Here is a 23,438-nt window from a genome sequence, read left to right as displayed (position 1 = left end):
AAGGAATCACTAATTATCATCACCTAAATGTCATCCTGGAAAGATCCTGCGCGCAAACTGAATTAGCGTTTACGAAGAGGCTTTTTCAGCTTGTGCACAAGATCCTTTCAGGATGACAAAACGGGAGAGGCCTGTTCTGTTAAGACCTGTTTGGCTTTGAGTCTGTTTTAGGTCGATTTTCAGAAATCGGGCGCTCAACGGAAGGCTGATTTAGCTCTCGCCTTTTTTTATTCTCTCCGCCTTTTCTCCCCAACCTGGATTGCCGCTTTTGCACCGGTTTGGGTGCTGCCATCTGGTTTTCCGTCAGTGGCTTTATTCAAAGCAGTGCCGCCTTTCACGTAAGTAAACTCCAGGATAGAGCCTCGGTACTGACTGCCTTTGGGGTCTTCGCCGGAGGGGCCGGAGGTCACCGAGGAACTGTCCACGGCCAGGTAGATTTTTTTGCCATCAGGGGAGATAGCCAAATCGCGGTAGCGGATTTTGGACCGGAAGTAGGTGAGCGTATCACCGGTGACGCCCGTGCCGGAGGCGTTGAGCGGTAACCTGATCAGCTTGCCGGTTTTGAGCGTGGGCACCAACAGGGAGTTCTGCCAGCCGGGTATGCCCGGGGAAGTGTACACGGCAATGCTGCTGGGCGCCTCAGAAGGCCACTCCGGCGAATCCTTTTCGCCATTGCTTCGCACTTGCGTCATGACCTTGGTAAGGAACGCGTTGGAGTTGGGATTGAAACTGTAGACAGGATCACGGTAGGTCTGGGCTCCGATGGCGGCGGCATTCTCTTTCTCGCTTTTAATAGTAGGGTAAGCCGTGTGCCACTCGCCGGGTATCTCGGTGTGGTTGCTCACGCCGGCGGCCAGCCCGTTGTAGTTGTTGTCATTGTACCCGATGATGAGCGGATGGCCATAGTTTTTGCCGCGTTCCACCACGTTGATTTCATCGTCTGAGAAAGGACCGTGCTCGCTAGCGTAGATGCGGCCAGTGCCATTCACCTGGGCGTACGCCAGGCCTTGTGCGTTGCGGTGCCCCAGGCTCCAGACAGCGTTCTGCTTTTGCGTACTGATAAACGGGTTGTCATTGGGAATCCAGCGGTCATACTGTTTTTTATCGGCATCGGGTTCCAGGTTGAAGCGAAGGACTTTGCCTTCGTAACTGCTGGTAGCTTGCGCGTGGTTGATCCGGCCAATGTTCTTGAACTGCCCGGCACCCATATCGCCTACGGTGTAGAAGAGGTAATTCTTGCCTTGCACCGGCGCGATGAGCACTCGGCCTGAGTTATGGTCGTTGCTGCCGGGGATGGAATCGCAGAGTACCTGCGGATTGGTGAGTTTCTGTCCCTTAGCATCGTAGTCATACCGCACCAGGCGCATGGTGTAATGGCAGCCCCCGAAGTTAGGATCACAGCCATCGCCCTGTTTGCCAGCACCGGCATATTGGTAAGCGTAGGCCAGGTACACGTATGCTTTTCCCGAGAGTAATTGGGGGTGCAAAGCCATGCCCATCAGACCGCCCTGCGGCCAGGGTTTTCCGCCGTCTACGGAGTCAGGCACCTTGTCATAGCGGGGGAATTTCCGCTCGGGGGTAAGGTCCAGTAAGACGGTCTGCGCGCCGGTGGCCGGGTTCAGTCGGCTTACTTTATAGCCTTTGGCCTCGGTAATCCAGAGGTAGTTATCGGGCCCGTAGGTCACTTCCCAGGGATCACTGAGTTTGTCTTTGATCACCCGCACGGTAAAGGTCTCGCCTTTGGGCCCGGTAAGGTCCTGGGCCGAGGTGAACGTACAGGAAAGAAGCAGAAGGAAGGGCAGGAACAGGAGGCAACGCGGCATAAGCTAAAAAGGAAAGACCCACATAATTTTCCTCCCTTTTAACCTGCCTTGTCCGCAATAGGTTGTTCTAATTGACTGACCAGAAGCCAGAATCAGTATTTATCCTTTCTGCCGAAATTGTTCAGGGGTGTTTCCGGTGTGTTTTTTGAAAAAACGGCTGAAATAAGAATTGTCCTCAAAGCCCAGGACCTGCGCTACCTGCGCGATGTTGAGGTGGGGTGAGTGGGTGAGCAGCCGTTTGGCTTCCAGCAAGAGTCGTTCCTTCAACAGGTCAGTGGTGGTTTTACCCAGGTTCTCTTTGCAGAGCTCGTTGAGGTATTTGGGCGAAAGGTGCAGGGCCTGGGCGTAGAACTTCACGGACTGATGCTCCAGGTAATGCTGCTCCACCAGGTTCTCCAACTGGTACAGCTGGAAAGGCCAGCTGTTCTCCTCTAACTGCACGGGGGCAGCCTGGTACAGCCGGGCCAACCGGATCAGGAGTAGTTCCAAATACGCGCGTAGGGCATCGGTTTGGAAAGAAGCCGCTTGGGTATACTCGTGCTGCATCTGCTGCAGAAGCTGTTCTATGGGAGCAAGGTCCTGGGCTGAGGCATACAAGACGGGCGGGTGTTGCCAGGTCCGGAAGAAGGGGAACTGCCGCAGGTTGTCTTTCTCCTGACCGCCGCGATAAAACTCCGGGGAGAAAAAGAGGAGGGTGCCTTCGGTCTCCGGGGTGAGGTCCCAGGCATGCACCTGGCCGGGCGTCAGGAAAAACACACTGCCGGGAGTAGCCTCATACTGGGTAAAATCAATGGTGTGCGTGCCCTGTCCGCTTCTTACCCATAGCAGAAGATAAAAGTCGTGCTTGTGCGGGGCCTGCACAAAGGCGTGGGTTTGCCGGTGCGCCTGCAGATCGGCCACGTGGATGCCCCGGCTCAGGGGTTTTGCTGGGGTAAAATCAGGGATGCGGTAAACGGGGAGCTTTTCGGGCATAGAGCAAAGTGCCAGCGCCTGGCTGGTTTGGCCCCAATTTCCGAAAAATAGCTTTAAAACAAAGACCTGCTAGTGGCCCCGGGCAAAGGGATGCGCGGCAGCCTCGGGGTTATAACTTATGAAGATGTTGATCCAGATGGCGCGGGAAAGTTTGAAGAGCGCAGGCATGAACAGCAGCAGAGACAACAGCAGCGCGCCCATAAACATCCAGAGGGTGATTTCCTCTGAGAACAGCATCATGAGGCCTACAATGGCTAGCGTTGGTCCGGCGGTGAGTCCGTAACTCACGAACATGGCGCCGTAATAATAGCCGGGCTCCGGTTCATAGATCTGGTTGCACACCGGGCAGTGGTCCAGCATTTTGCTCATTTTGCGGTACCCCATGAGGCTGTTGTTCTCAAACAGATCGCCCTCGTGGCATCGCGGGCATTTCAGTTTGGCAATGCTGTATAGTTTAGAGCCTTTTCCTAACATAGCTTTCTATTCTTTTCTCTTTACAAAGGTACGTGCATTGGAATGGCAAGGATAGGACAAAAGGCGGTTGTTCCGGTGATTTTTACCTGGGGGCCGGGTGTGGCGGTGATTTCAGGGTGTTTTTGAAAAAATAGGAGCGAAACGTTTTGCCTAATTTGTGTTAGATAAGGGATTTGCAAACCGATATTGGTTTTTCAAAAACTACGTTTACTAAGCGCAAAGTCCCCCTTTGAAGTGGGAGGGGGATGACTTCGCCTGCTGATTCTTCTTTTCTTTCTCTGGTTCAAGTTTTCAACTTGGACCTACCATGGCCTGCAGTTTGCAACTGCAGTGAGGTGTTGCATCAAACTCGGATTTCGCTTGCGTTGTGCGGAGAGTTAGCGACAGCGATCTCCGCACTTGCCGGACTGTCAATCTCCTGATTGGCGAATTGGAAGAGGTTCCTGTTGGTAGTATATATCGTCGTTGTTTGTGTTCTCACCAATTACTTCAACTGCCTATCCGGTAAAATTTCTGCTATTACTCTCCAATCCCTTCCTACCAAGCCTCAAGGCTGCAGCCGCTTTCTGCGGGCGTTTGTCACTTTTCTCCTTGATGAGAAAAGTAACCAAAAGAATCAAGAAGAAAAGAAACTCGCTGACGCTCAGACAGTCTTTTCTTCACTTTCTGTGCCACTTGGCAAAGGCTATCTGTTGCATCGTAGACTTAGGCCATTGCCACCTGAACCGTTCCAGCGTGCGGCAGGCCGGGCCTCGGCCTCACTGTAGGCCTTCGTCCCGGCCTGCCGCAGGTGAGTTGCCTTGCTTTGGAACCGGTGCAATGCCTGCATCGTCCTGCGGACGGGATTTAGGGAAGAATTACTTGCTCACCCGGTTCTCTTCGTCTGAGGTGCCGGTTTTCCGGTTGCGGGCAGCCTTGATCTTGCTGTTACCGAACTTGTAGTCAAAGGTGAGGTTCAGGCGGCGGCTTTCCCACTCGTTTTCCCAGTACATGTTCACGTTGCTGTAGTTCAGGTTGGCTCTGAAGTGGGCTGTGTCAAAGATGTCATTCAGCTTTACGCTTACCGTGGCGCGGCCGTCCATGAAGGTTTTCTTACCGCCTATGCTCATGAGGTAAGAGGCTTTGTGCCGGAAAAGGCCAGATACCGAGGGGGAGTTGTAATAAGCCGAATATTGCACGCTGAAGTTCTTGGGCAGCGTGAAGTTGTTGTCCGTGCTGAAGTCCCAGGAGAACTGTTCCTGGTTGTATTGTTCGCCTTGCACCGGGGTGCTTACCTTGTTCAGGTTGCCCTGTAGTTGCAGGTTGGCGCTCCACCATTTGCGCACGGGCAAGGTGCCGCCGCTGCTGATGCTCAAAGAACGGGCGCGGCTCAGGTTTTGCGGCGTGCTGATGCTTTCTTTGGTGGCATCGTTCTGGCTCACTACTTCCATCACAAAATCATTCTCCTGCAGGTAGCTGATGCTCAGCAACTGGAAGTTTTTGAAGGTGTAACTGGCCACCAGCGAGTTGGAGAAGGACGGTTGCAAAAACGGGTTTCCTTTGATGCCCATGTACGGGTCTGAAAAGAACGTGAATGGGTTCAGGCTGCGGTAATTGGGCCTACTGATGCGGCGGCTGTAGGAGGTAGAAAACTGATGCTCGTCACTGGGGTTGTAGCTGGCGAAGACGCTGGGGAACAGCTCCCAATAGTTGCGGTCTACCACTTTCTGCGTCGTGCGCGAATTGCCTCTTGAGATGGTTTGCTCGGCCCGTAGCCCGGCCTTCAGGCTCAATGCCTTGCTTACTTTTTTGCTGAAGCTGAGGTAGCCGGCATTGATGTTCTCGTCATACAGGAACTGGTTTGTGCGGCGCTCATCGGTTTGCCAGGTGTTTTCCAGTTGCTTCTCAAATCTGATGTCTGCGTCATTGCGTACCCAGCTGCTCTTCCAGCCGGTTTCGGCTTTCCAGTTGTGGGCCAGCGGGTGCACGTAATCGGCTTTGATGGCGTAGATCTGCGTGGCGGCATCTGAGAAACTGCGCAGATTTTCAAACTCCTTCCCGTTCTGGATGGCTTCCGCAAAGTACTGGTTGGCGAAGGATTCATCTGTCCCGTTACGGTAGCGCACGTAGTCGGCATCAAAGGTGAGCGAGCGGCCCGTCGTGTCTATATCGAACTTATAGTTCAGGTTGAGGCTGTAGTTGTTGGAGACCACATCGCGGGGGTTGTTCATCTGCACGCTGCCGATGGCGTTGCCTGGTACGTCATAATTCACCGAGTTACTGGTGGTCAGGACATCCTGCGGTGAGGTGTAGCCTTTGACCATGATGCCCACGGTGTGCTTCGGGTTGATGAAATAATCGGCGCCCGCCACTACGTTTACTGTTTTGGTGATGGGGTGCCAGTAGTTCACCGAGCGGTACAGACTGTCTCTGATGGTGCGCTCCATGGTGAGTTTGTTGTAGGAATTCACGTGGCCGGTGCTCAAGCGGGTGTAGAAACTCACTTTTCCCAGGTTGTAATTCAGGTTGAGGGCAACCCAGGCTTTCTCATACGTGCCGTAACCGGAGCCCGCACTTAGGGTCCCGTTCATGCCTTTGGTGAGCTCGCGCTTGAGCACGATGTTGATGATACCCGCCGTGCCTGCTGCATCAAAAGACGCCGGTGGATTGGCGATCAGCTCTACCTTGCTCACCGCCGAGGCCGGTAAGGATTTAAGGTACATGCTCAGCTCAGAACCCGTCATGTACGTCATCTTGCCGTTGATCATGACGTTCACGCCGCCACTGCCCCTGAAGATGATATTATCGTCTTTGTCCAGCCGTACGCCCGGCGCATTCTTCAAGATCTCCAGCGAGTTCTCGCCAGCGGTGTTGAGTTTCTCCACGTTCATGATCAGCCTATCGGCTTGCTGCTCCAGCAGAGGGCGCTGACCCTGCACCACCACTTCTTTGAGGGCAGTGGTTTTGAGGGCGGTTTGCAAAACAGGCACCTGAATCGGCTGGGTGCCTACCTCAAAGGCCGGGCTTGCTACCGTGTTGTGGTCAATGCGGCTGGCTTTGATGGTGTATCGGCCGGAGGCTACTTTTTCAAAAACATAGGCGCCGGCTTCATCCGTCATCTGGGAGTTGACCAGGATAGAATCCGGTAAAGACACCAGCACGATGGTGGCATAGGCGAGGGGTTGCTTCTGGCCATCCTGCACCGTGCCTTTCACGGTAGTGCGGTTCTGCGCCGAGGCGGAGAATGAATAAAGAAAACTCAGGAAAACCAGGATGGGGAGGTGGCGGAAAGTAAAGGTTTGGCTCATACAAATTTGATATGCCTGAAAGATGAACCAAAAGTGCAGGAGGTTGCCTCGTGTAAGAATTAAATATCGCAATCTCCCTATCTATCATCTAAGCCAGTTCTTTCCTTGTTTTTCAGAAAGTGCACAAGCAGCTACCGCCGAGAAAAACCAGGACGAGGGTGGCCAAAAACTAGAGGAGCCGCAAGCTAATGAGCCTGTCAAATTATGCCTCGCCGAAGCGTGAACCCAACAGACTTCAATAGTCTAAAGCATCCTCAAAAAAGAAAAGGAGCAGGCTGATGACCTGCTCCTTTTCTTTTCTCCGACAGATTTCGAATTAGGGGCACTTGAGTCCTTTCCGTTCTCAGCCTAAAATTCAGAAATCGGCCCTAAAGAAGCTTAGTTCTAGCGTTTCACGATGAACTTCTGGACCATTTTACCCTGGGCCGTGCTGAGGTAGAGGAGGTAAAAGCCTTCGGCTAGACCTTGGATGTCAAAGACCCAGCCCTCGTTTGACTTTACCGGGGCCGGTAGCTTAACTGGCTTACCCACAGAATTGTACATACTGGTGCCCCGCACCTGAACAGAGGCGGGCACTTTCATGGTGAGGGTGGAAGTGGCGGGATTAGGAAAAGCAGAAACCTGCGTTTGCCATTCTTCAGAGACGCCGGTCACCACCGGTGGGTTTTCCAGCGCAAAAAGGAGCATGTCCCTCACCATGGTACCAATGAGCCGTCGGTTGCGCCACTCTTCTACCACGATGGCAACATTGTAGGTTCCCTGCAGGCGGGGGGTATTCCAGGTCAGTAAACCAGTGTTTCTGTTCAGGGTTACGCCGGCAGTTGAAGTGGAGACCGGGGCGCCCAGGAAGTTCTCCAGTCCGCTGTAGCCCGGGGTGTTCACGCCGATAGGATTTCCGCAGGCACTTACCCCGTTTGAGGCTTTTGGCGTTACTAACTTGAATGAGAGACTGTCTCCTTCGGCATCAACAGCGCCAGAATTATGCACGAAAACTTGGTTGCGGACGGGGACGCCTATAGGGTAGGACTGAAACTTGGGAGCGTGGTTTACTCCCAGGAAAGGATCAACGATGATGGTGCTCTCCAGGTAAAAGGTCTCCTTAACCGAGGATGAGATGTTCACTACGCCACTCTGGCTCCCTGCGGTGTAAGTGGCAAGGTAGGTGCCTGCCCCTGTATAAGTGTGCTCAAACTTATACACATTCATAAATGCATTATCAGAACCAACGGTCACCAAAGTCCTTGATTCTCTGGCTACCTTCTGGCTTGTGCAATCACCAAAATAGAGCGTGGCTTCCAGGTCTTCAAAGGGTGGCGGGGCCACGCTGTAGGTGACCAGGGTAAAGAAGTACCGCATTGGGTTACGGGCCGCGGTTGTGTCACTCTGGTAGTAGATATTCCCAGCCCTAATGTGGGAGGCCTGTGCAGAGAAGCAAACAAGGAAAAACAGAAGCAGGAATAGAACTTTGGTCTTTTTAAATGGTAGGGGAAGTTTCATAGTGTGAGGCGCTTGCCTTATTCAGTTGGATAAAATATTGGATTCAATTTCAATGGTCTGGCTTTTAGATAAATATAGTAGTTTGGAGCCGCGTTTACAACAGATGCCTTAAGCCTTTAAGCGCAGCCGGAACCAACCATGCACCTTGCAGTAAGTCAAATTTGAATGGAAAGAAGATAAGCTAATATTGTCTGGGGCGTTCAAATGCCGCAGATGAAAACCCCCAAGCTTGGTAATTTTTATTTCAGGGCTGTTTCTCAGAAAAAAGCCCTGAAACAGGTAATCCATTTAACGCTGTATGACCAATTTATGAGCCAGCGTTCCCTGGTCTGTTTGCAAGCGGAGCAGATAGAAGCCCTCAGGTAAATGGCGGACATCAAGGATCCATTCTTCGGCTGTTTTCTGTGGAATAAGCAAAGTCAGGACCTTCCCGGTTGGGTCAAATACCTGTGCAGCCCATACTTTCACTGCCGTTGGGGCTTGCACCATCAGGATACCCGTCGTAGGATTAGGATGGAAGCTGATCTGCCCTTTGATTTCGTCTGAAATTCCGGTCAGGCGGCCAGTGGTTATCTCATTAGAAGCCATGCTGGTGCCTCCTTTAGGGGCATTGAAATCGGCGTAGAGGCGGTAGCTGTAGTCCTGGCTCAAGTCAAGTCCCCGTCCGTTGTTGTTGTCCACATAGGAAGTTGTGGCAGCCGTCACAGAGCCGATCAGCGAATACCCTGCCATGGTCGGAATGCCTTTATCGCAGGCGCTGGGCGTAAGGTTGGAAGGGTTTACCTTTCGGTAGATGTAGAGGCGCCGGGCATTTGGTACAGCATAAGTTTCCCAGGTAAGCCGGATGCTGGCATCGGTTTCCCGGACTGCCGCAGTAAGGGTCGGAGCCGGCCCCAGTACCGTAATACGCCAAGGCTGCAGGTCCACCAGATTAAGCTGATTGGTCCCCTTTTGTTCTTCTGCCCTGAAAACCACCTGGTAAGGCTCTGCGCGGATATCTAATTGGCCAGGAGACCACGTGAAAACTCCCGAAGCGCCATCTTGAGTAATAAAACTGGCGTTGGAGGAAAGTAGCGTAAACATGGGCCCCAAGGCAGATAAAACCATTGGGTCCTGGTCTTCATCGGCCGCTTGGATGACTTTATGGACCGAGGTGCCGGCTACCACGCATAGGCCCTGGGGAACAGTCAAGAGAGGTGGATGGTTGGAATCTTCCCGTACAAAAATCTGCATGTCGCGGGTCACTTTGCCAATCAATCGGCCACTTCGCCACTCCTCCACCTCAAACGCGATGTTGAACTCACCCAGCACCCCGGGGGTATTCCACGTCATCTGGCCGGTATTCGCATCCAAGGAGAAACCCGAGGGCCTACCGGTGGCGGTACGACCGGTAAACTGCCCTAGTTCCCGGTAACCCGGGGCTGTAATTCCAACGGGATTTCCGCAGGCGTCTACTCCACTGGAAATGCGTGGTGCCACCATTTTGTAAGAGAGACTATCTCCATCTAAGTCAAAGGCGGCAGGGTTGTGCACAAAAACCTTGTTTCTGACCGCCACATCCACCGGAGCGTATTGGAGAATTGGAGAACGGTTCACTCCCAGCGTGGGATCAACGGTAACGGTGGCCTGCAAAAAGAAGGTCTGCTGTACCGAGGAAGAAATATTTACTACGCCGCCATTCCTGTTTTCCCCCACAAACGTGACCGAAAAAGTGCCTGGCTTGGCGTAGGTATGCTCAAAGCAGTAGGTATTGAGGAAAGTGTTGTTCTGGCCGTTGCTGAGCAACGTTCTGGACACGTGGGCTGCGGTTTGGCTGCTGCAGTCCCCGAAATGAAGCGTCGCCTCCAAATCTTCAAAGGGCGGCGGGGCCACGCTGAAGGTAACCAGCGTAAAGAAGAACCGTCCCGGTATTGGGTTGGCCGTGGTATCAGTGGAGGCATATATTTGTCCCGCGCGTAAGTGGGTAGCCTGCGCCACGGTGGTAGCTAGTAGGAAGAAGAGTAGAAAGGAAAGGCAGGATTTGAATGTGGGTAAAGGTTTATTCATGTAGAAGGTTCTATGGAAGGATAGATAGAATAAGTGATTGCTTAAAAAGTGATAAAACAGTGGGTGTTATATTATTGATGCATAAAAATAGAATTAATTAAAGCCACCAAGTGGGTTCAACCCTATATTTTTTGCCCGACTCAAAAGAATTTGAAATCCTATAACTTGCCACCTGTTTTTGGACCCGTTTCATAAAAACAGCCGCCAAACGGAAATTGCCTTTCTATGCTCGTTTTCTTCGTTCTTCTGTACCTGGCACTCAACGTGCTGCTTGGGCTATGGGCCGCCCGCCGGGTGCACAATACCTCAGACTTTATGCTTGCTGGCCGGGCCTTGCCGCTGCCCATGGCTACGGCCGTGGTGTTTGCGACCTGGTTCGGCTCAGAGACTATTTTGGGAGCATCCGCTGAGGTGGCCGAGGACGGTCTGATAGGCATGGTGGAAGACCCACTGGGCGCGGCGCTGTGCCTGGTGCTGGTGGGGCTATTCTTCGCTAAAAAGCTTTACCGCATGAACCTGCTCACCTTCGGGGATTTCTACCGCGTCAAATTTGGCCGCACCACTGAGATCATCGCCTCGTTCTGCCTGGTTATTTCCTACTTCGGCTGGGTGGCTGCGCAGATGGTGGCATTGGGCATTTCGTTTAATCTGCTGCTGGGCACTACGCTGGTGCAGGGCATCTTAATCGGGAGTTTTCTGGTGGTGCTCTACACTTACTTTGGCGGCATGTGGAGCGTGAGCGTCACAGATTACCTGCAAACCATCATGATCATCCTGGGGTTGCTCATTGTGACCTGGTGGGTCATGCGCGAGAAGCCCTTCTCAGAGGTGACCGTCACGCTTCCGCCCGATTTTTACAGAATCACGCCTAAAATGGGGACCTCTTTCTCGGGCTGGCTCAACTATCTGGCGCTTTGGATGACTATCGGGCTGGGCTCCATTCCGCAGCAGGATGTGTTCCAGCGGGTCATGTCGTCTAAATCCGAAAAGGTGGCCATCAACGCTTCTTTGCTGGCCGCTTTGCTGTACGTGACGGTGGCCTTGCTGCCCTTGATTCTGGCGCTGTATGCTAAGGTACTGCACCCGCATCTGCTGAATAACGATGCCCAGATGCTGGTACCCAGCCTCATTTTAGGCTCCAGCCCTATGGTGATCAAAGTGCTGTTCTTCGGGGCGTTGATCTCGGCCATCATCAGTACTGCCAGCGGCGCTATTCTGGCCCCGGCCTCCATCCTGAGCGAGAACCTGCTGCGCCCTTTTTTCCAAGACATCACCGATAAAAAGCTGCTGGCTTTGTCCAGAGGCAGCGTCTTGATTGTATCGGTGATCTCGCTGGGCTTTGCCTTGTCGCGCAACAACATCCATGAACTGGTGAGCGAGTCCTCGGCGCTGAGTCTGGTGAGTCTGCTGGTGCCCTTGGTGGCCGGCATTTACCTGAAGAAAGCCTCGGCCACGGCCGCTATTCTGTCCATGGTGTTGGGCATGGGCGCCTGGCTTGTCTGTCGGTTAGCGGGTACCGAGGTGGAGCCGATGTGGTACGGACTAGCCGGAAGCGTACTTGGTTACCTGATAGGCGGGCTTCTGAGCAGAGAAACGGTCCAGGAACCTGAAGAAAAGCCGGTTCATTTTTAAGCTATTTTCCCAAAAAGAGGCTAACAACTCTGTTCAAGCCGGCCTTTTTTCATCGGAAGCTTCTGGCGGAAATGCGGTTATCTAAAAGATTGATATATTGGCACCGAGCTGAATTTCCCCTAAAACCTGTAATGACTATGCGCCCACGTACCTGTTCCTTGCCCAAGCTATTCATGGTCCTTTGCTGTCTTTCGTTTTTCTTCCACGGGAAGGTCCAGGCCCAGGGATTTCTGCGGGCCGAGGGGAAGCAGATTGTAAACGGACAGAACCAACCGGTTATCCTGCGGGGCATGGGTCTGGGCGGCTGGATGTTGCAGGAAGGCTACATGCTCCGTACCGCCGAGTTTGCCGGTCAGCAGCACCGCATCAAAGCGAAGATGGAGGAGATGATAGGGCCGGAGCGCACGCAGGAGTTCTACAACGCCTGGCTGCAGAACCACACCCGCAGGATCGATATTGATTCTATGGCGGCCTGGGGCTTCAACTCCGTACGCCTGCCCATGCACTACAACCTGTACACCTTGCCCGTGGAGCAGGAGCCGGTGGTGGGCCAGAACACCTGGCTGGAGAAGGGTTTTGCCATGACCGACAGCCTGCTGCAATGGTGCAAAGCCAACCGCATGTACCTCATCCTGGACCTGCACGCCGCCCCCGGCGGACAAGGCAACGACAACAACATCTCGGACCGTGATCCGGCCAAACCCTCTTTGTGGGACAGCGAGGCGAACAAGCAGAAAACCATCGCGCTGTGGCGCAAACTGGCCGAGCGTTACAAAGACGAGCCCTGGATAGGCGCCTACGACATCATCAACGAGCCCAACTGGGGTTTCCAAAGCAAAGAAGACAAAAACGGCTGCGCCGAAAAAGACAACGCCCCGCTGCGCCAGCTGATGATGGACATCACCAAGGCCATCCGGGAGGTAGACCAGCGCCACCTGATTTTCATAGAAGGCAACTGCTGGGGCAACAACTACAACGGCGTGCTGCCGGTCTGGGACAAGAACATGGGCCTCAGCTTCCACAAATACTGGAACTACAACGACCTGAACGCCATCAAAGGATGGCTGGAGTTGCGCGATCAGCACAACGTACCCATCTGGCTGGGCGAGACCGGTGAGAACTCCAACGTGTGGTTCCGGCAGGCCATTGAGCTGGTGGAAGGGCAGGGCATCGGCTGGGCCTGGTGGCCGCTCAAGAAACTGGGCTTCAACAATCCGCTGGAAGTGCCCATGACGCCCGGCTACGGGAAACTGCTGACTTACTGGCAAGGCAAAGGCCCTAAACCTTCCGCCGATGAAGCTTACGCCTCCCTGATGGAACTGACCGAGAACCTGAAACTGGAGAACAACCTCTACCATCCTGATGTGGTGGACGCCATGTTCCGGCAGGTGAAATCAACTGAAACGGTTCCGTTCGGGAACTACAGTTTTGTCAAAAAACTAACCATCCCCGCCGTGAACTATGACCTGGGCCGAAACGGTTTCGCTTACCTGGACAAAGACACCGCCAACTACTACATCTCCACCGGCGGCCCGCGCACGCCCTGGAACCGAGGCACCACCTACCGCAACGACGGCGTAGACATTGCTCAGGATAGCATTTCTAAGAAGTTTTTCGTGGATCACATTGAAACCGGCGAGTGGCTGCAGTATACCACCGCCTTCGAGGAAAACAAAGCGACTACGGGCACACTTAAGCTATTAGTGGCTTCAGATAACAACGCGGGTAGACTTACCCTCACCTTAAATGGAGACGTGGTGAAAGCAGGCATGGGTGTCCCCAACACTGGCGGCCCAAAGAAATGGAAAACCATAACGCTGAAAAATATCCCCCTGAAACCCGGCAAGAACGTTTTTAGGGTCTTTGCCGAGCAAGGCGGTTTTCAGCTGCAGTCCCTAGAGATTAGTGTGAAGTAAGGCCGTCTGTTTTGGACCTGTTTTCAGGAAAGGAGGCTAGAAATGAAGGATTGTTTGTGTCGTGGAAATAAGGCAGTGCTTTGTCTCTACAGGGGTTTGGTGCCTTCTGGTAAGAACAGAATGAACCATTGCTGGCGCGAGCGTCCCGCTCGTGTCCGCACGCATTGCTGAGTGTTCTTCGCTTCTCTTTTTGAGCTTCGGAATTCTGGCTCTTCCTGTGTTTCCTAACCCACTTTGTCATCTTGGAAAGATTTTGTGAACGAACCAGGTAAACTTCGCACAGGCGCTTCTGCCTTCGCCACCAAGATCCTTTCAGGATGACAAAAGGGAGTTAATCTATTAGCACTTCTAAAAGTTATCTTTAATGCGTGCGGACACGAGCGGGACGCTCGCGCCAGCGATGAGTAAAAAGAAAAGGCCTCACAGGTTTCCAAGACCTGTGAGGCCTACTGCATTTATTGGAAAACTGGCTAAAAACGGATTATGCCAGCAACTCAGCAATTACCTTATCTACTTTCTCAAACTGGAAGCCGCTTAGTACCTCTTCCATCAAACCTTTAATCTCTGCTGTACACAGGTTACCAATGCTGCCTTCATGCTTGTGGTGCACCGTTTCGGGACGTTTAAACTCACCTTTCTCAATGGCCAATCCCACGTTTTTGTAGGCATCCCGGAACGGCACGCCATTCAACACTTGGTTGTTCACCACTTCCACGCTGAAGAGGTACTGGTATTTCTCGTCTTTCAGGATGTCCTCGTTTAGCTTGAGGTGCGGAAGCATGAAGGTCATCATCTCCAGGCAATCCCGGATCTCACCAAAGGCCGGGAAGAAGCTTTCTTTGAGTAACTGCAGCTCACGGTGATAGCCGGACGGCAGGTTGCCAAGGAGCATCTGAATCTCGGTGGGCAGGGCTTGCAGGCGGTTGCACTTGCCGCGCATGATCTCAAAGACATCGGGGTTCTTTTTGTGCGGCATGATGCTGGAACCGGTGGTCAGTTCGTCGGGCAGGGTCACGAAGGCGAAGTTCTGGCTCATGTACAGGCACACATCCATGGCCATGCGGCCGAGGGTACTGGCAATGGAGGCCAAACCCAAGCTCACGCTGCGTTCCGTTTTACCACGGCCCATTTGCGCGTACACCACGTTGTAGTTCAATGCCTCAAAACCCAGCAGATCGGTTGTCATCTGGCGGTTGAGCGGGAAGGAACTACCGTAACCAGCCGCCGAGCCCAACGGGTTCTTGTTGCTGATTTTATAGGCCGCTTGCAAGAGTTGAAGGTCATCTACCAGGCTTTCGGCATACGCGCCAAACCACAGCCCGAACGAAGACGGCATGGCCACTTGCAGGTGCGTGTACCCGGGCAGCAGGATGTGCTTGTTCTTTTCGCTTAGCTCTTGGAGGGTATTGAACAGCGTGTGCACGGCCTCCACGGTTTCACGGATTTCATGGCGGATGAACAGTTTGAGGTCTACCAGCACTTGGTCGTTGCGGGAGCGGCCGCTATGGATTTTCTTACCCGCCTCACCCAAACGGCGCGTGAGCAAAAGCTCCACCTGCGAGTGCACGTCTTCCACGCCGGGCTCAATTTCGAACTCGCCGCGTTCGATGGTTTTATAGATTTCCTTTAGTTCCCGCTGCACGGCGGCCAGGTCTTCCGGCTCCATCAGCCCGATGCTCTCCAGCATGCGTGTGTGCGCTAGGGAGCCGAGCACGTCAAAAGGAGCCAACTGTAAGTCCATTTCGGCGTCTTTGCCCACGGTGAATTTCTCAACGTTCTGCGCGACGGAGGTTTCTTTTTGCCAGAGTTTCATGCTAAGCGTTAATAACGGGTGTCAATAATTGTATGTAAAGAGCGATGCCTTCTTCCAGTTCTGAAAGGTAAATAAACTCATCGGCGGTATGGGAACGCGCCGAGTCACCCGGGCCCACCTTCACCGATGGGATGTTCAACAGCGCCTGGTCTGAGGTAGTAGGGGAGCCGTACAGGTTCCTACCCAGCCTGATGCCCGACTGCACAATAGGATGGTTCTGGTCAATGGACGAGGGCCGCAACCGGGTGGACCTTGGCGTCACCTCGCTTTTCACGTGTTCTCTTATAATGCTCAACACTTCCTCAGGTTGGTAGGCATCGGTCATGCGCACATCTACGGTGAATTTGCATTGGTCTGGCACTACGTTGTGCTGCGTACCGGCCTGAATGATGGTTACACTCATCTTCAACGGGCCTAAGAAGCTAGACTCCTTCGGGAAACGGAACGTGCGGAACCACTCAATATCTGGTAGCGCTTCATAGATGGCATTCACACCTTCCTCGCGGGCAGCGTGACCACCTTGGCCGTGGGCCACGCAATCCAGTACCATCAGGCCTTTTTCGGCTACCGCCAAGTGCATCTGGGTTGGTTCGCCTACGATGGCAAACTCCACCGCGCCCATTTCTGGGTACACCATTTCAATGCCATTCCGGCCCGAGATTTCCTCCTCAGCGGTAGCCGCCACTACCAGGTTATACCTCAAATCCTGTCGCTCATAAAAGTGCAGGAACGTAGCGATGAGTGCCACTAGGCAACCACCCGCATCATTACTGCCCAAACCGATGAGTTTGCCATCTTGCAGAGTAGGTGTAAACGGGTCAAATGTCCAGCTGGGGTGCGGCTTCACGGTATCATGGTGTGAGTTCAGCAGCACCGTAGGCAAGGCTGAATTATAATGTTTGTTAAACGCCCAGACGTTGTTCTCCTTGCGGTGAATTTCTACGCCTTTGGCCTGCAAAAACTGCGCAATCGCCTCCGCCGTTCCCGCCTCCTCGCGGCTGAACGACTGGATGGAAATCAACTGCTGTAGCAGGGTTAAGGCGTCTTGGTATAAGGTGTTGTTCATTTAGGAGGTACACTATCCATGGTCCCCCTTTGAAGGGGGTAGGGGGATGATTATATCTGCTGATTCTCTTTTTTAGCTCATTTTTTGGAAAATAGGCCCAAATCAGCAACGCGTGGAGACAAGGCGGTGCCTGGTCTCTACTTTTCATCGGTATACAGCTTCTCGGCTTTTTGCGCCGAGGTCCGGATACCTTTGATCATGGCAGAGCTGAAGCCGTTGTGCTCCATCTCGTTGAGGCCGGCAATGGTACAGCCCTTAGGCGACGTCACTTTGTCAATTTCGTTTTCCGGGTGACTCCCGAAATGCAGCAGGAGGGAAGCCGCGCCTTTCGCCGTTTGGGCCGCCATGCGCAGCGCGTCGCCCGCGTGGAAACCTATTTCGGTGCCGCCCTGAGCTGCCGCCCGGATGGAGCGCAAAAAGAAGGCGATTCCGCAGGCCACCAGTGCCGTAGCCGAGGACATCAGTTCTTCCTCTATTTCCACCGTTTCGCCCACGGCCGCGAAAATTTCTTTTACCAACGCGATGTTTTCAGGCGAGGCGTTCTTGCTGGTGATACACGTCATGGACTCCCGTATGGCAATGGCGGTGTTGGGCATGGCACGCACTACTTCCACCACTTTGCCCAGGCGGCTGATGATATCGGTCACGGCCACGCCGGTCACGATGGAGATGAACAGGTGGCGGCTGGGGTCAATGCTCTCCGAGATGTTGTCCAGCACGCTGTCCAGTTGCTGCGGCAGGATGCTCAGGATTACAATGTCGGCCTCAGACACAGCCAGCGCGTTGTTGCTGGAGGCGCGGTAGCCCTGCTCCACCATCGAGTCCAGCAGCTTGGTGTTGCGGCGGGTGAGGGTGATGTCCTCGGCGCGGTATTTCCCGGAGGCCACCATGCCCTTCGCTAGCGCGATGCCCATGTTGCCGCCGCCCAGAATGGCTATTTTCTTGTACTGTTCACTCATGGCTCTTTAGGTTGCAGCCGGCGCACCGGCTTCGGTTTAAAAGTTCTCCCCGCAAGAAAGATAATTTGCGGATTCCAGAAGTCGTTTTGAGCTAGTTTTCTGAAAATCAGGCTCAAAATAGCTTTTGCCGGAGACACTCGTAGTGTGCCGCAACTCCTACAAGTGTCTTACCGCGTGATTCTGGTTCCTGCTTTCCCGCTAGCGGCAATGTCTTTGATTTCCGCAGCATCTCCAATAATGACGGCATTTACTCCGGCTTGAAGCGCGGCAAAAGCGTTGTCCAATTTGGGCAGCATCCCTGCGAAAATGGCGCCTTGTTCTTTCAACTCAGCGTAATAATCAGGTTGGAGGTGATGAATGACACTGGTTTCGTCCTCCACATTCAGCAGCACCCCTTTCTTCTCAAAACAGTACACCAGGTTCACTTCAAATTTCTGACTTAACGCTACGGCCAGGGTAGAGGCGATAGTGTCGGCGTTGGTGTTGAGCAGGTTGCCCTGCCCGTCATGCGTGAGCGCGGCGAAAACAGGCGTAAGGCCCTGTTCGGCCAAAAAAGCCAGGAAGGTAACGTTCACCTGCTCGGGGCTTTCCACATCGCCCACAAAACCGTAATCAGTGTCTTTGACGGGGCGCTTATGGGCGGGAATCACGTTGGCATCGGCTCCGGTGAGGCCCAGGGAGTTGCAGCCGCGTGCCTGCAGTTGGGCCACCAGGTTCTTGTTCAGCAACCCGCCGTACACCATGGTGACCACGCGCAGGGTATCGGCATCGGTGATGCGGCGGCCGTTGACCATGTTAGGTTCAATGCCCAGCTGTTTGCTCAGTTCCGAGGCAATTTTCCCGCCGCCGTGTACCAGTATTTTTGGACCTTCTATGGTGGCGAAATCGGTAAGGAACTGCTCCATCTGCGCTGGGTTGTCCAGCACGTTTCCCCCGATTTTGATGACGTTTATTTTTTCAGACACTAGAGGTTGGTTTTAAACTTTACGCTGGCGCGAGCGTCCCGCTCGTGTCCGCACGTATTTCTGATGACTGATTATTTGTCATCCTGAAAGGATCTTGTGGGCGAACTCGAATAGCCTTAATCAGGCGGTACTACTGTTGGTTACCAAGATCTTTCCAAGATGACATAAAGAGGATTTACAATGCCTGAAGGAATGCGTGCGGACACGAGCGGGACGCTCGCGCCAGCGGGGCATCATCCTAAAAGTAATTAGCCTTTAGTTAATGCTTTCCAGCAACCGCTTCAGGACCACTTGGGCAGCGAATTCACGGTTGGCGGCGGTCTGCACTACCAAAGAGTTAGGACCGTCCAGAATTTCGTCACTCAGTTCCACGTTGCGCCGGACGGGGAGGCAGTGCATCACTTTGGCGTTGTTGGTGTTGGTGAGATGTTGGTTCGTAAGCATCCAGCTGGCGTCTTGGGTGAGTACCTGTCCGTAGGGTGCGTAGGTGGACCAATTCTTTACGTAGATGAAATCAGCGCCTTCCAGGGCTTCTTGCTGGTTGTAAGTGATGGTGGCGCCGTTGGTGAATTGCGGGTCCAGCTCGTAGCCCTCGGGGTGGGTGATGACGAAGTCCACATCCGCGGCGCACATCCACTCGGCAAAGGAATTGGGAACGGCCTGGGGCAAGGCCTTCACGTGCGGGGCCCAGGTCAAGACCACCTTTGCCCGACGGCCTTTAGGGGCGTGCTCGGTAATGGTCACCAGATCAGCGAGGCTTTGCAGCGGGTGACGTGTGGCGGATTCTAAACTCACGAAGGGCACGTTGGCATACTGGATGAATTTCTGCAGGATTTCCTCGGAGTAATCTTCTTCCACGTTCTGCAGTTTTGGGAAGGAGCGCATGCCCAACACATCGCAGTACTGGCCCATGACAGCGGCGGCGTCCTTGATGTGCTCCACGGTGGTACCGTTCATGATGGCGCCGTCCTGGGTTTCCAACGCCCAGCCTTCCTGGCCCATGTTCATCACCATCACATTCATGCCCAGGCTCTGGGCCGCTTTCTGCGTGCTGAGGCGCGTCCGCAAGCTAGGGTTCAGGAAAATAAGACCTAACGTTTTATGTTTGCCCAGGCTCTCATGGGCGTAGGGGTGCTGCTTCAACACCAGCGCTTCCCGCACCAGTGACTCTAAATCTTCTACGTCGTGAACAGAAGTGAATTGCTTCATCTTTTTTATGGTATCAAGTATCGCGTATCAGGTAACACGACACCGGTTTGACATCAATCTGAAATCTTGATACGTGCTACGCGCTTTGTGATACTAACGCAGCGAACGCCTCTAAGAATCTGTCTATTTCTGCCTTCGTGACATTCAAAGCAGGCAAGACCCGGATGGTATTCTTGTTGGAGGCTGAGCCGGTGAAGATGCGGTACTCGTCCAACAGGGCTTTGCGGAGCGGGGCGCAGGGTGTTTCCATCTCTATACCCACCATCAAACCTTGTCCGCGCACCTCGCGCACGCCGGGTAGGGCTTTGGCTTTCTCCATGAGGTAGGCACCCATATTGGATGCATTCTCCACCAGGTTCTCCTGCTCCATCACTTCCAGCACGGCCAGTGCAGCGGCGCAGGCCAGGTAATTGCCCCCGAAGGTGGTGCCCAGCATGCCGTGTCTGGCGGGAATCTCAGGCGAAATCAACACGCCCGCCACCGGAAAACCGTTGCCCATGCCTTTGGCGATGGTAATCAAATCTGGTCTGATGCCCGCGTGCTGGTGCGCGAAAAACTTGCCCGAACGTCCGTACCCCGACTGAATCTCGTCCAGGATGAGCAGCGCGCCGTGTTTTTTGGCTAGTTTTTCCAAATTCTGCAGAAACTTGACTGCCGGGATGTTCACGCCACCCACACCCTGGATGCCTTCCACAATAATGGCTGCCACCTCATTGGTGGCCAGTGCTTCTTCCACCGCGGCAGAATCATTGAACGGCAGGAAGATGATGTTCTCCGTCTCGTTCACCGGGGCCACCAGGCTGCGGTCATCCGTCGCGGCCACTACCGCTGAGGTTCTGCCATGAAACGACTTGCTGAAGGAAATGACCTTTTTGCGGCCCGTGTGGAACGATGCCAGCTTTAGCGCATTCTCGTTCGCCTCAGCGCCGGAGTTGATCAGGAAGAGTTGGTAGTCTTCATAACCACTCAGCTTGCCCAGTTTCTCAGCCAATTCCTGCTGCTGCGGAATCTTCACGGAGTTGGAGTAAAACCCGATGTTGTTGAGCTGGTCAGTGAGGCGCTGCACGTAATGCGGGTGGCTGTGGCCGATGGAAATCACCGCATGGCCGCCGTACAGATCCAGGTACTCGGTACCGTTCTCGTCCCAAAGGGTGGAGCCGAGGGCCTTCACTGGTGTTATATCGAAGAGGGGGTAAACGTCAAAGAGATTCATAGTTCGTAGCACGTATTACGCCCCGCGTAACACGATTTCTGTTTTGGGTCTATTTTCTGGAAAACAGCCTTAAAACGGCTATTCTGATTTCTATTTCTTTTCGCTGGCGCGAGCGTCCCGCTCGTGTCCGGTAGCATTCCAGATCCTCTTTTGCACATCAGCAGAACAATGTTCAGAAATGCGTGCGGACACGAGCGGGACGCTCGCGCCAGCGGAACCTTGAATTGATTTTCGTTTTCGGCCTGTTTTTCTAAAAGCAGGCCGAAAACGAAAAAATCCTTAAAACCCGATGGCCTTTAACTGCAAACCAGCCCTTTCCTCCAACCCGAACAGTAGGTTCATGTTCTGCACGGCTTGGCCTGAGGCACCTTTCAGCAGGTTGTCAATCAAGCTGGTGATGACCAGTTGACCGTCGTGCTTCTCCAGATAGAGGAGGCATTTGTTCGTGTTCACCACCTGCTTCAGATCTGGGTTCTGGTCGGTGATTAGGGTGTACGGATGACCTGCGTAGAACTCCCTGAACAAAGTCTGGGCATCCTCCAGACTTAAATCTGAGTTCAGATAGGTAGTACACAGAATACCCCGGCTAAAGTTGCCGCGGTAGGGTACAAACCGGATTGCAGTGTCCAAACCGTTTTGCAACGATTGCAGACTTTCAGTGATCTCGTCCAGATGCTGGTGCCCGAAGACTTTGTAGCTGGAGATGTTGTTGTTGCGCCAGCTGAAGTGCGAGGTCTCAGCCAGCTTCTGCCCTGCGCCGGTTGAGCCGGTAATGCCGCTTACGTGTACTTCTTCCGGCAAAGAACCGTTCTGCGCCAGCGGAAGCAAAGCCAATTGAATCGCCGTGGCAAAGCAGCCCGGGTTTGCTACATTGGCGGCGGTTTTGATTTGCTCGCGGTTAAGCTCTGGCAGACCGTACACAAATTGGCGGTTGCCGAAAGATGATTTCTCAGTTAACCTAAAATCCTGGCTCAGGTCGATGATTTTCACCGCGTCTGGAATGGAGTTGGCGTCCAGAAACTTCTTCGCATCGCCGTGACCTACGCAGAGGAATAGCACGTCTACCTCGGTACCCAGCTCGTTGGTGAAGACCAAATCCGTGTCGCCAATCAAATCAGTGTGGGTAGCAGTGACGGGTTTTCCGGCCTGGCTGTTGCTATGCACAAAGCTGATGTCTACGTGAGGGTGGTGCACCAGCAGGCGCAGCAGTTCACCACCGGTGTAGCCCGCTCCGCCTACAATGCCCACTTTTATAAGATTACTCTGCGCCATCCTCGCCGTTGATTAAGCGGTACATCATGGTCTGGTTCCCGAAGATCTTGGAGAAGCCTTTCACGTCTTCGCCAGTCCAGGCGTTGTTCATCTCACCGTAAGAACCGAATTTTGAGGACATCAAATCATGCTCCGACTCAATGCCTTCTACCTGGAAGCGGTACGGGGCCAGCAGTACGTGTACTTTTCCAGTCACGGTTTTCTGGGTGTCGGTGAGGAACGTCTCGATGTTGCGCATGGTTGGGTCCAGGAACTGGCCCTCGTGCATCCAGTTGCCGTACCAAGTCGCCAGGCTGTCTTTCCAGTACAGCTGCCACTTGGTGAGCGTGTGTTTCTCCAGGGCGTGGTGCGCTTTGATGATGACCATCGGCGCCGCCGCCTCAAAACCCACGCGTCCTTTGATCCCGATGATGGTATCGCCTACGTGAATGTCACGGCCAATGGCAAAGCCACCGGCAATCTCCTGCAGCTTTTGGATCACGTGCACCGGGTTGTCAAATAGCTCCTCGTTCAGGCCTACCGGCTCGCCGTTTTTGAAGTGCAGCGTGATACGTTCCGGCGTTTCTTTAGAAAGCTGGGTTGGGTACGCCGATTCTGGCAGGGCCTGGTGCGATGTCAAGGTCTCTTTGCCACCCACCGACGTTCCCCAGATGCCTTTGTTGATAGAGTACTGCGCCTTCTGGAAATCCATCTCCACGCCGCGCTCTTTCAGGTAGGCAATTTCTTCCTCGCGCGACAGTTTCAGGTCGCGAATGGGGGTAATCACCTGCACGTTCGGTACCAGAATGTTGAATACCATGTCAAATCGTACCTGGTCGTTGCCGGCGCCGGTGCTGCCGTGGGCCACGGCCTCGGCTCCGATTTCCTGGGCGTACTTGGCAATGGCCACCGCCTGCGAGATACGCTCGGCGCTCACGGATAGGGGGTAGGTGTTATTTTTCAACACATTCCCAAAAATCAGGTACTTCAGGCAAGACAGATAGTAGTTATCGGTTTCGTCTAAGGTTACGTGATGGGCCACGCCCAGATTCTCCGCCCTTCGGGCAATCTCGGCTAACTCCTCTTCAGAGAAGCCGCCGGTATTCACGATGGCCGAATAGATTTCATAACCTTGTTCCAGCAGGTACTTCACACAGAAAGATGTGTCTAAGCCGCCGCTGAACGCGAGAACTACTTTTTTCATGGGTGTAATGGGTGATTGAGAGAATGATTGATTGAGAGAATATTTTCAATGAGTGAATCAGTGGTTGAGTGAATAAGAGAATGAGTAAAATAAAACCTATTCACTCTTTCA

16 protein-coding genes are annotated in these 23,438 nt (G+C 53.6%); 2 read left to right on the top strand and 14 right to left on the bottom strand.

Features of this window, described 5'->3' with window-relative positions:
- Nucleotides 1–227: 227 nt before the first annotated feature.
- The 6 genes from J3P35_RS19290 to J3P35_RS19265 all read right to left on the bottom strand — a co-directional run bounded on the left by J3P35_RS19290 (nucleotide 228) and on the right by J3P35_RS19265 (nucleotide 10,099).
- Nucleotides 228–1,823 (bottom strand): PQQ-dependent sugar dehydrogenase, encoded by a 1,596-nt coding sequence (locus J3P35_RS19290; RefSeq protein WP_210466386.1) that lies wholly within the window; start codon nucleotides 1,821–1,823, stop codon nucleotides 228–230.
- 99 nt (nucleotides 1,824–1,922) lie between these two features.
- A complete protein-coding gene (locus J3P35_RS19285) occupies nucleotides 1,923–2,795 on the bottom strand; it encodes a helix-turn-helix domain-containing protein (protein ID WP_210466385.1) in 873 nt (290 codons plus the stop codon).
- Between the two features lie 69 nt (nucleotides 2,796–2,864).
- On the bottom strand, nucleotides 2,865–3,269 hold the full coding sequence (locus tag J3P35_RS19280; protein ID WP_149092373.1) for a DUF983 domain-containing protein: 405 nt from the start codon (nucleotides 3,267–3,269) through the stop codon (nucleotides 2,865–2,867).
- An 857-nt stretch (nucleotides 3,270–4,126) separates the two neighbouring features.
- Nucleotides 4,127–6,556: an outer membrane beta-barrel family protein gene (locus J3P35_RS19275; protein WP_210466384.1), complete on the bottom strand. Its 2,430-nt coding sequence runs from the start codon at nucleotides 6,554–6,556 to the stop codon at nucleotides 4,127–4,129.
- A 384-nt stretch (nucleotides 6,557–6,940) separates the two neighbouring features.
- Nucleotides 6,941–7,912 (bottom strand): T9SS type A sorting domain-containing protein, encoded by a 972-nt coding sequence (locus J3P35_RS19270; RefSeq protein WP_210466383.1) that lies wholly within the window; start codon nucleotides 7,910–7,912, stop codon nucleotides 6,941–6,943.
- A gap of 429 nt (nucleotides 7,913–8,341) precedes the next feature.
- A complete protein-coding gene (locus tag J3P35_RS19265) occupies nucleotides 8,342–10,099 on the bottom strand; it encodes a T9SS type A sorting domain-containing protein (protein ID WP_210466382.1) in 1,758 nt (585 codons plus the stop codon).
- A 225-nt stretch (nucleotides 10,100–10,324) separates the two neighbouring features.
- Between J3P35_RS19265 and J3P35_RS19260 the strand changes: the two genes are divergently transcribed.
- Entirely contained in the window at nucleotides 10,325–11,731 is a 1,407-nt protein-coding gene (locus tag J3P35_RS19260; RefSeq protein WP_210466381.1) for a sodium:solute symporter family protein, read from the top strand.
- Nucleotides 11,732–11,868: 137 nt separating this feature from the next.
- A complete protein-coding gene (locus J3P35_RS19255) occupies nucleotides 11,869–13,647 on the top strand; it encodes a cellulase family glycosylhydrolase (RefSeq protein WP_246850364.1) in 1,779 nt (592 codons plus the stop codon).
- Nucleotides 13,648–14,128: 481 nt separating this feature from the next.
- On the opposite strand, the gene argH is transcribed toward J3P35_RS19255, so the two are convergent.
- The 8 genes from argH to argG form a co-directional block, all read right to left on the bottom strand.
- Nucleotides 14,129–15,460 (bottom strand): argininosuccinate lyase, encoded by a 1,332-nt coding sequence (gene argH, locus J3P35_RS19250; protein ID WP_210466380.1) that lies wholly within the window; start codon nucleotides 15,458–15,460, stop codon nucleotides 14,129–14,131.
- Nucleotide 15,461: 1 nt separating this feature from the next.
- The gene (locus J3P35_RS19245) at nucleotides 15,462–16,526 is read right to left on the bottom strand and encodes a M20 family metallo-hydrolase (protein ID WP_210466379.1); all 1,065 of its coding nucleotides are present in this window, start codon (nucleotides 16,524–16,526) and stop codon (nucleotides 15,462–15,464) included.
- Nucleotides 16,527–16,663: 137 nt separating this feature from the next.
- Nucleotides 16,664–17,485 carry a pyrroline-5-carboxylate reductase gene (proC, locus tag J3P35_RS19240; RefSeq protein ID WP_210466378.1) on the bottom strand — a complete coding sequence of 274 codons (822 nt, stop codon included), beginning with the start codon at nucleotides 17,483–17,485 and terminating at the stop codon, nucleotides 16,664–16,666.
- A gap of 167 nt (nucleotides 17,486–17,652) precedes the next feature.
- Entirely contained in the window at nucleotides 17,653–18,450 is a 798-nt protein-coding gene (gene argB / locus J3P35_RS19235; RefSeq protein WP_210466377.1) for an acetylglutamate kinase, read from the bottom strand.
- A gap of 255 nt (nucleotides 18,451–18,705) precedes the next feature.
- Entirely contained in the window at nucleotides 18,706–19,659 is a 954-nt protein-coding gene (locus J3P35_RS19230; RefSeq protein WP_210466376.1) for a Rossmann-fold NAD(P)-binding domain-containing protein, read from the bottom strand.
- A gap of 76 nt (nucleotides 19,660–19,735) precedes the next feature.
- The gene (locus J3P35_RS19225) at nucleotides 19,736–20,872 is read right to left on the bottom strand and encodes an aspartate aminotransferase family protein (protein ID WP_210466375.1); all 1,137 of its coding nucleotides are present in this window, start codon (nucleotides 20,870–20,872) and stop codon (nucleotides 19,736–19,738) included.
- Nucleotides 20,873–21,151: 279 nt separating this feature from the next.
- Nucleotides 21,152–22,144 (bottom strand): N-acetyl-gamma-glutamyl-phosphate reductase, encoded by a 993-nt coding sequence (gene argC / locus J3P35_RS19220; RefSeq protein ID WP_210466374.1) that lies wholly within the window; start codon nucleotides 22,142–22,144, stop codon nucleotides 21,152–21,154.
- The gene (gene argG / locus J3P35_RS19215) at nucleotides 22,131–23,327 is read right to left on the bottom strand and encodes an argininosuccinate synthase (protein ID WP_210466373.1); all 1,197 of its coding nucleotides are present in this window, start codon (nucleotides 23,325–23,327) and stop codon (nucleotides 22,131–22,133) included. The genes argC and argG overlap by 14 nt, the downstream gene beginning before the upstream one ends.
- Nucleotides 23,328–23,438 lie beyond the last annotated feature (111 nt).

The organism is Rufibacter roseolus (genome assembly GCF_017916365.1).
GTDB lineage: Bacteria > Bacteroidota > Bacteroidia > Cytophagales > Hymenobacteraceae > Nibribacter > Nibribacter roseolus.
Note: the sequence above shows the minus strand (reverse complement) of the source record. Positions and strands in the feature narration are given on the sequence as shown.

Coding starts and splice junctions, on each gene's coding strand:
- J3P35_RS19290 (WP_210466386.1), bottom strand. CDS start 1,823: ATGCCGCGTTGCCTCCTGTTCCTGCCCTTCCTTCTGCTTCTTTCCTGT.
- J3P35_RS19285 (WP_210466385.1), bottom strand. CDS start 2,795: ATGCCCGAAAAGCTCCCCGTTTACCGCATCCCTGATTTTACCCCAGCA.
- J3P35_RS19280 (WP_149092373.1), bottom strand. CDS start 3,269: ATGTTAGGAAAAGGCTCTAAACTATACAGCATTGCCAAACTGAAATGC.
- J3P35_RS19275 (WP_210466384.1), bottom strand. CDS start 6,556: ATGAGCCAAACCTTTACTTTCCGCCACCTCCCCATCCTGGTTTTCCTG.
- J3P35_RS19270 (WP_210466383.1), bottom strand. CDS start 7,912: ATGCGGTACTTCTTTACCCTGGTCACCTACAGCGTGGCCCCGCCACCC.
- J3P35_RS19265 (WP_210466382.1), bottom strand. CDS start 10,099: ATGAATAAACCTTTACCCACATTCAAATCCTGCCTTTCCTTTCTACTC.
- J3P35_RS19260 (WP_210466381.1), top strand. CDS start 10,325: ATGCTCGTTTTCTTCGTTCTTCTGTACCTGGCACTCAACGTGCTGCTT.
- J3P35_RS19255 (WP_246850364.1), top strand. CDS start 11,869: ATGCGCCCACGTACCTGTTCCTTGCCCAAGCTATTCATGGTCCTTTGC.
- argH (WP_210466380.1), bottom strand. CDS start 15,460: ATGAAACTCTGGCAAAAAGAAACCTCCGTCGCGCAGAACGTTGAGAAA.
- J3P35_RS19245 (WP_210466379.1), bottom strand. CDS start 16,526: ATGAACAACACCTTATACCAAGACGCCTTAACCCTGCTACAGCAGTTG.
- proC (WP_210466378.1), bottom strand. CDS start 17,485: ATGAGTGAACAGTACAAGAAAATAGCCATTCTGGGCGGCGGCAACATG.
- J3P35_RS19230 (WP_210466376.1), bottom strand. CDS start 19,659: ATGAAGCAATTCACTTCTGTTCACGACGTAGAAGATTTAGAGTCACTG.
- J3P35_RS19225 (WP_210466375.1), bottom strand. CDS start 20,872: ATGAATCTCTTTGACGTTTACCCCCTCTTCGATATAACACCAGTGAAG.
- argC (WP_210466374.1), bottom strand. CDS start 22,144: ATGGCGCAGAGTAATCTTATAAAAGTGGGCATTGTAGGCGGAGCGGGC.
- argG (WP_210466373.1), bottom strand. CDS start 23,327: ATGAAAAAAGTAGTTCTCGCGTTCAGCGGCGGCTTAGACACATCTTTC.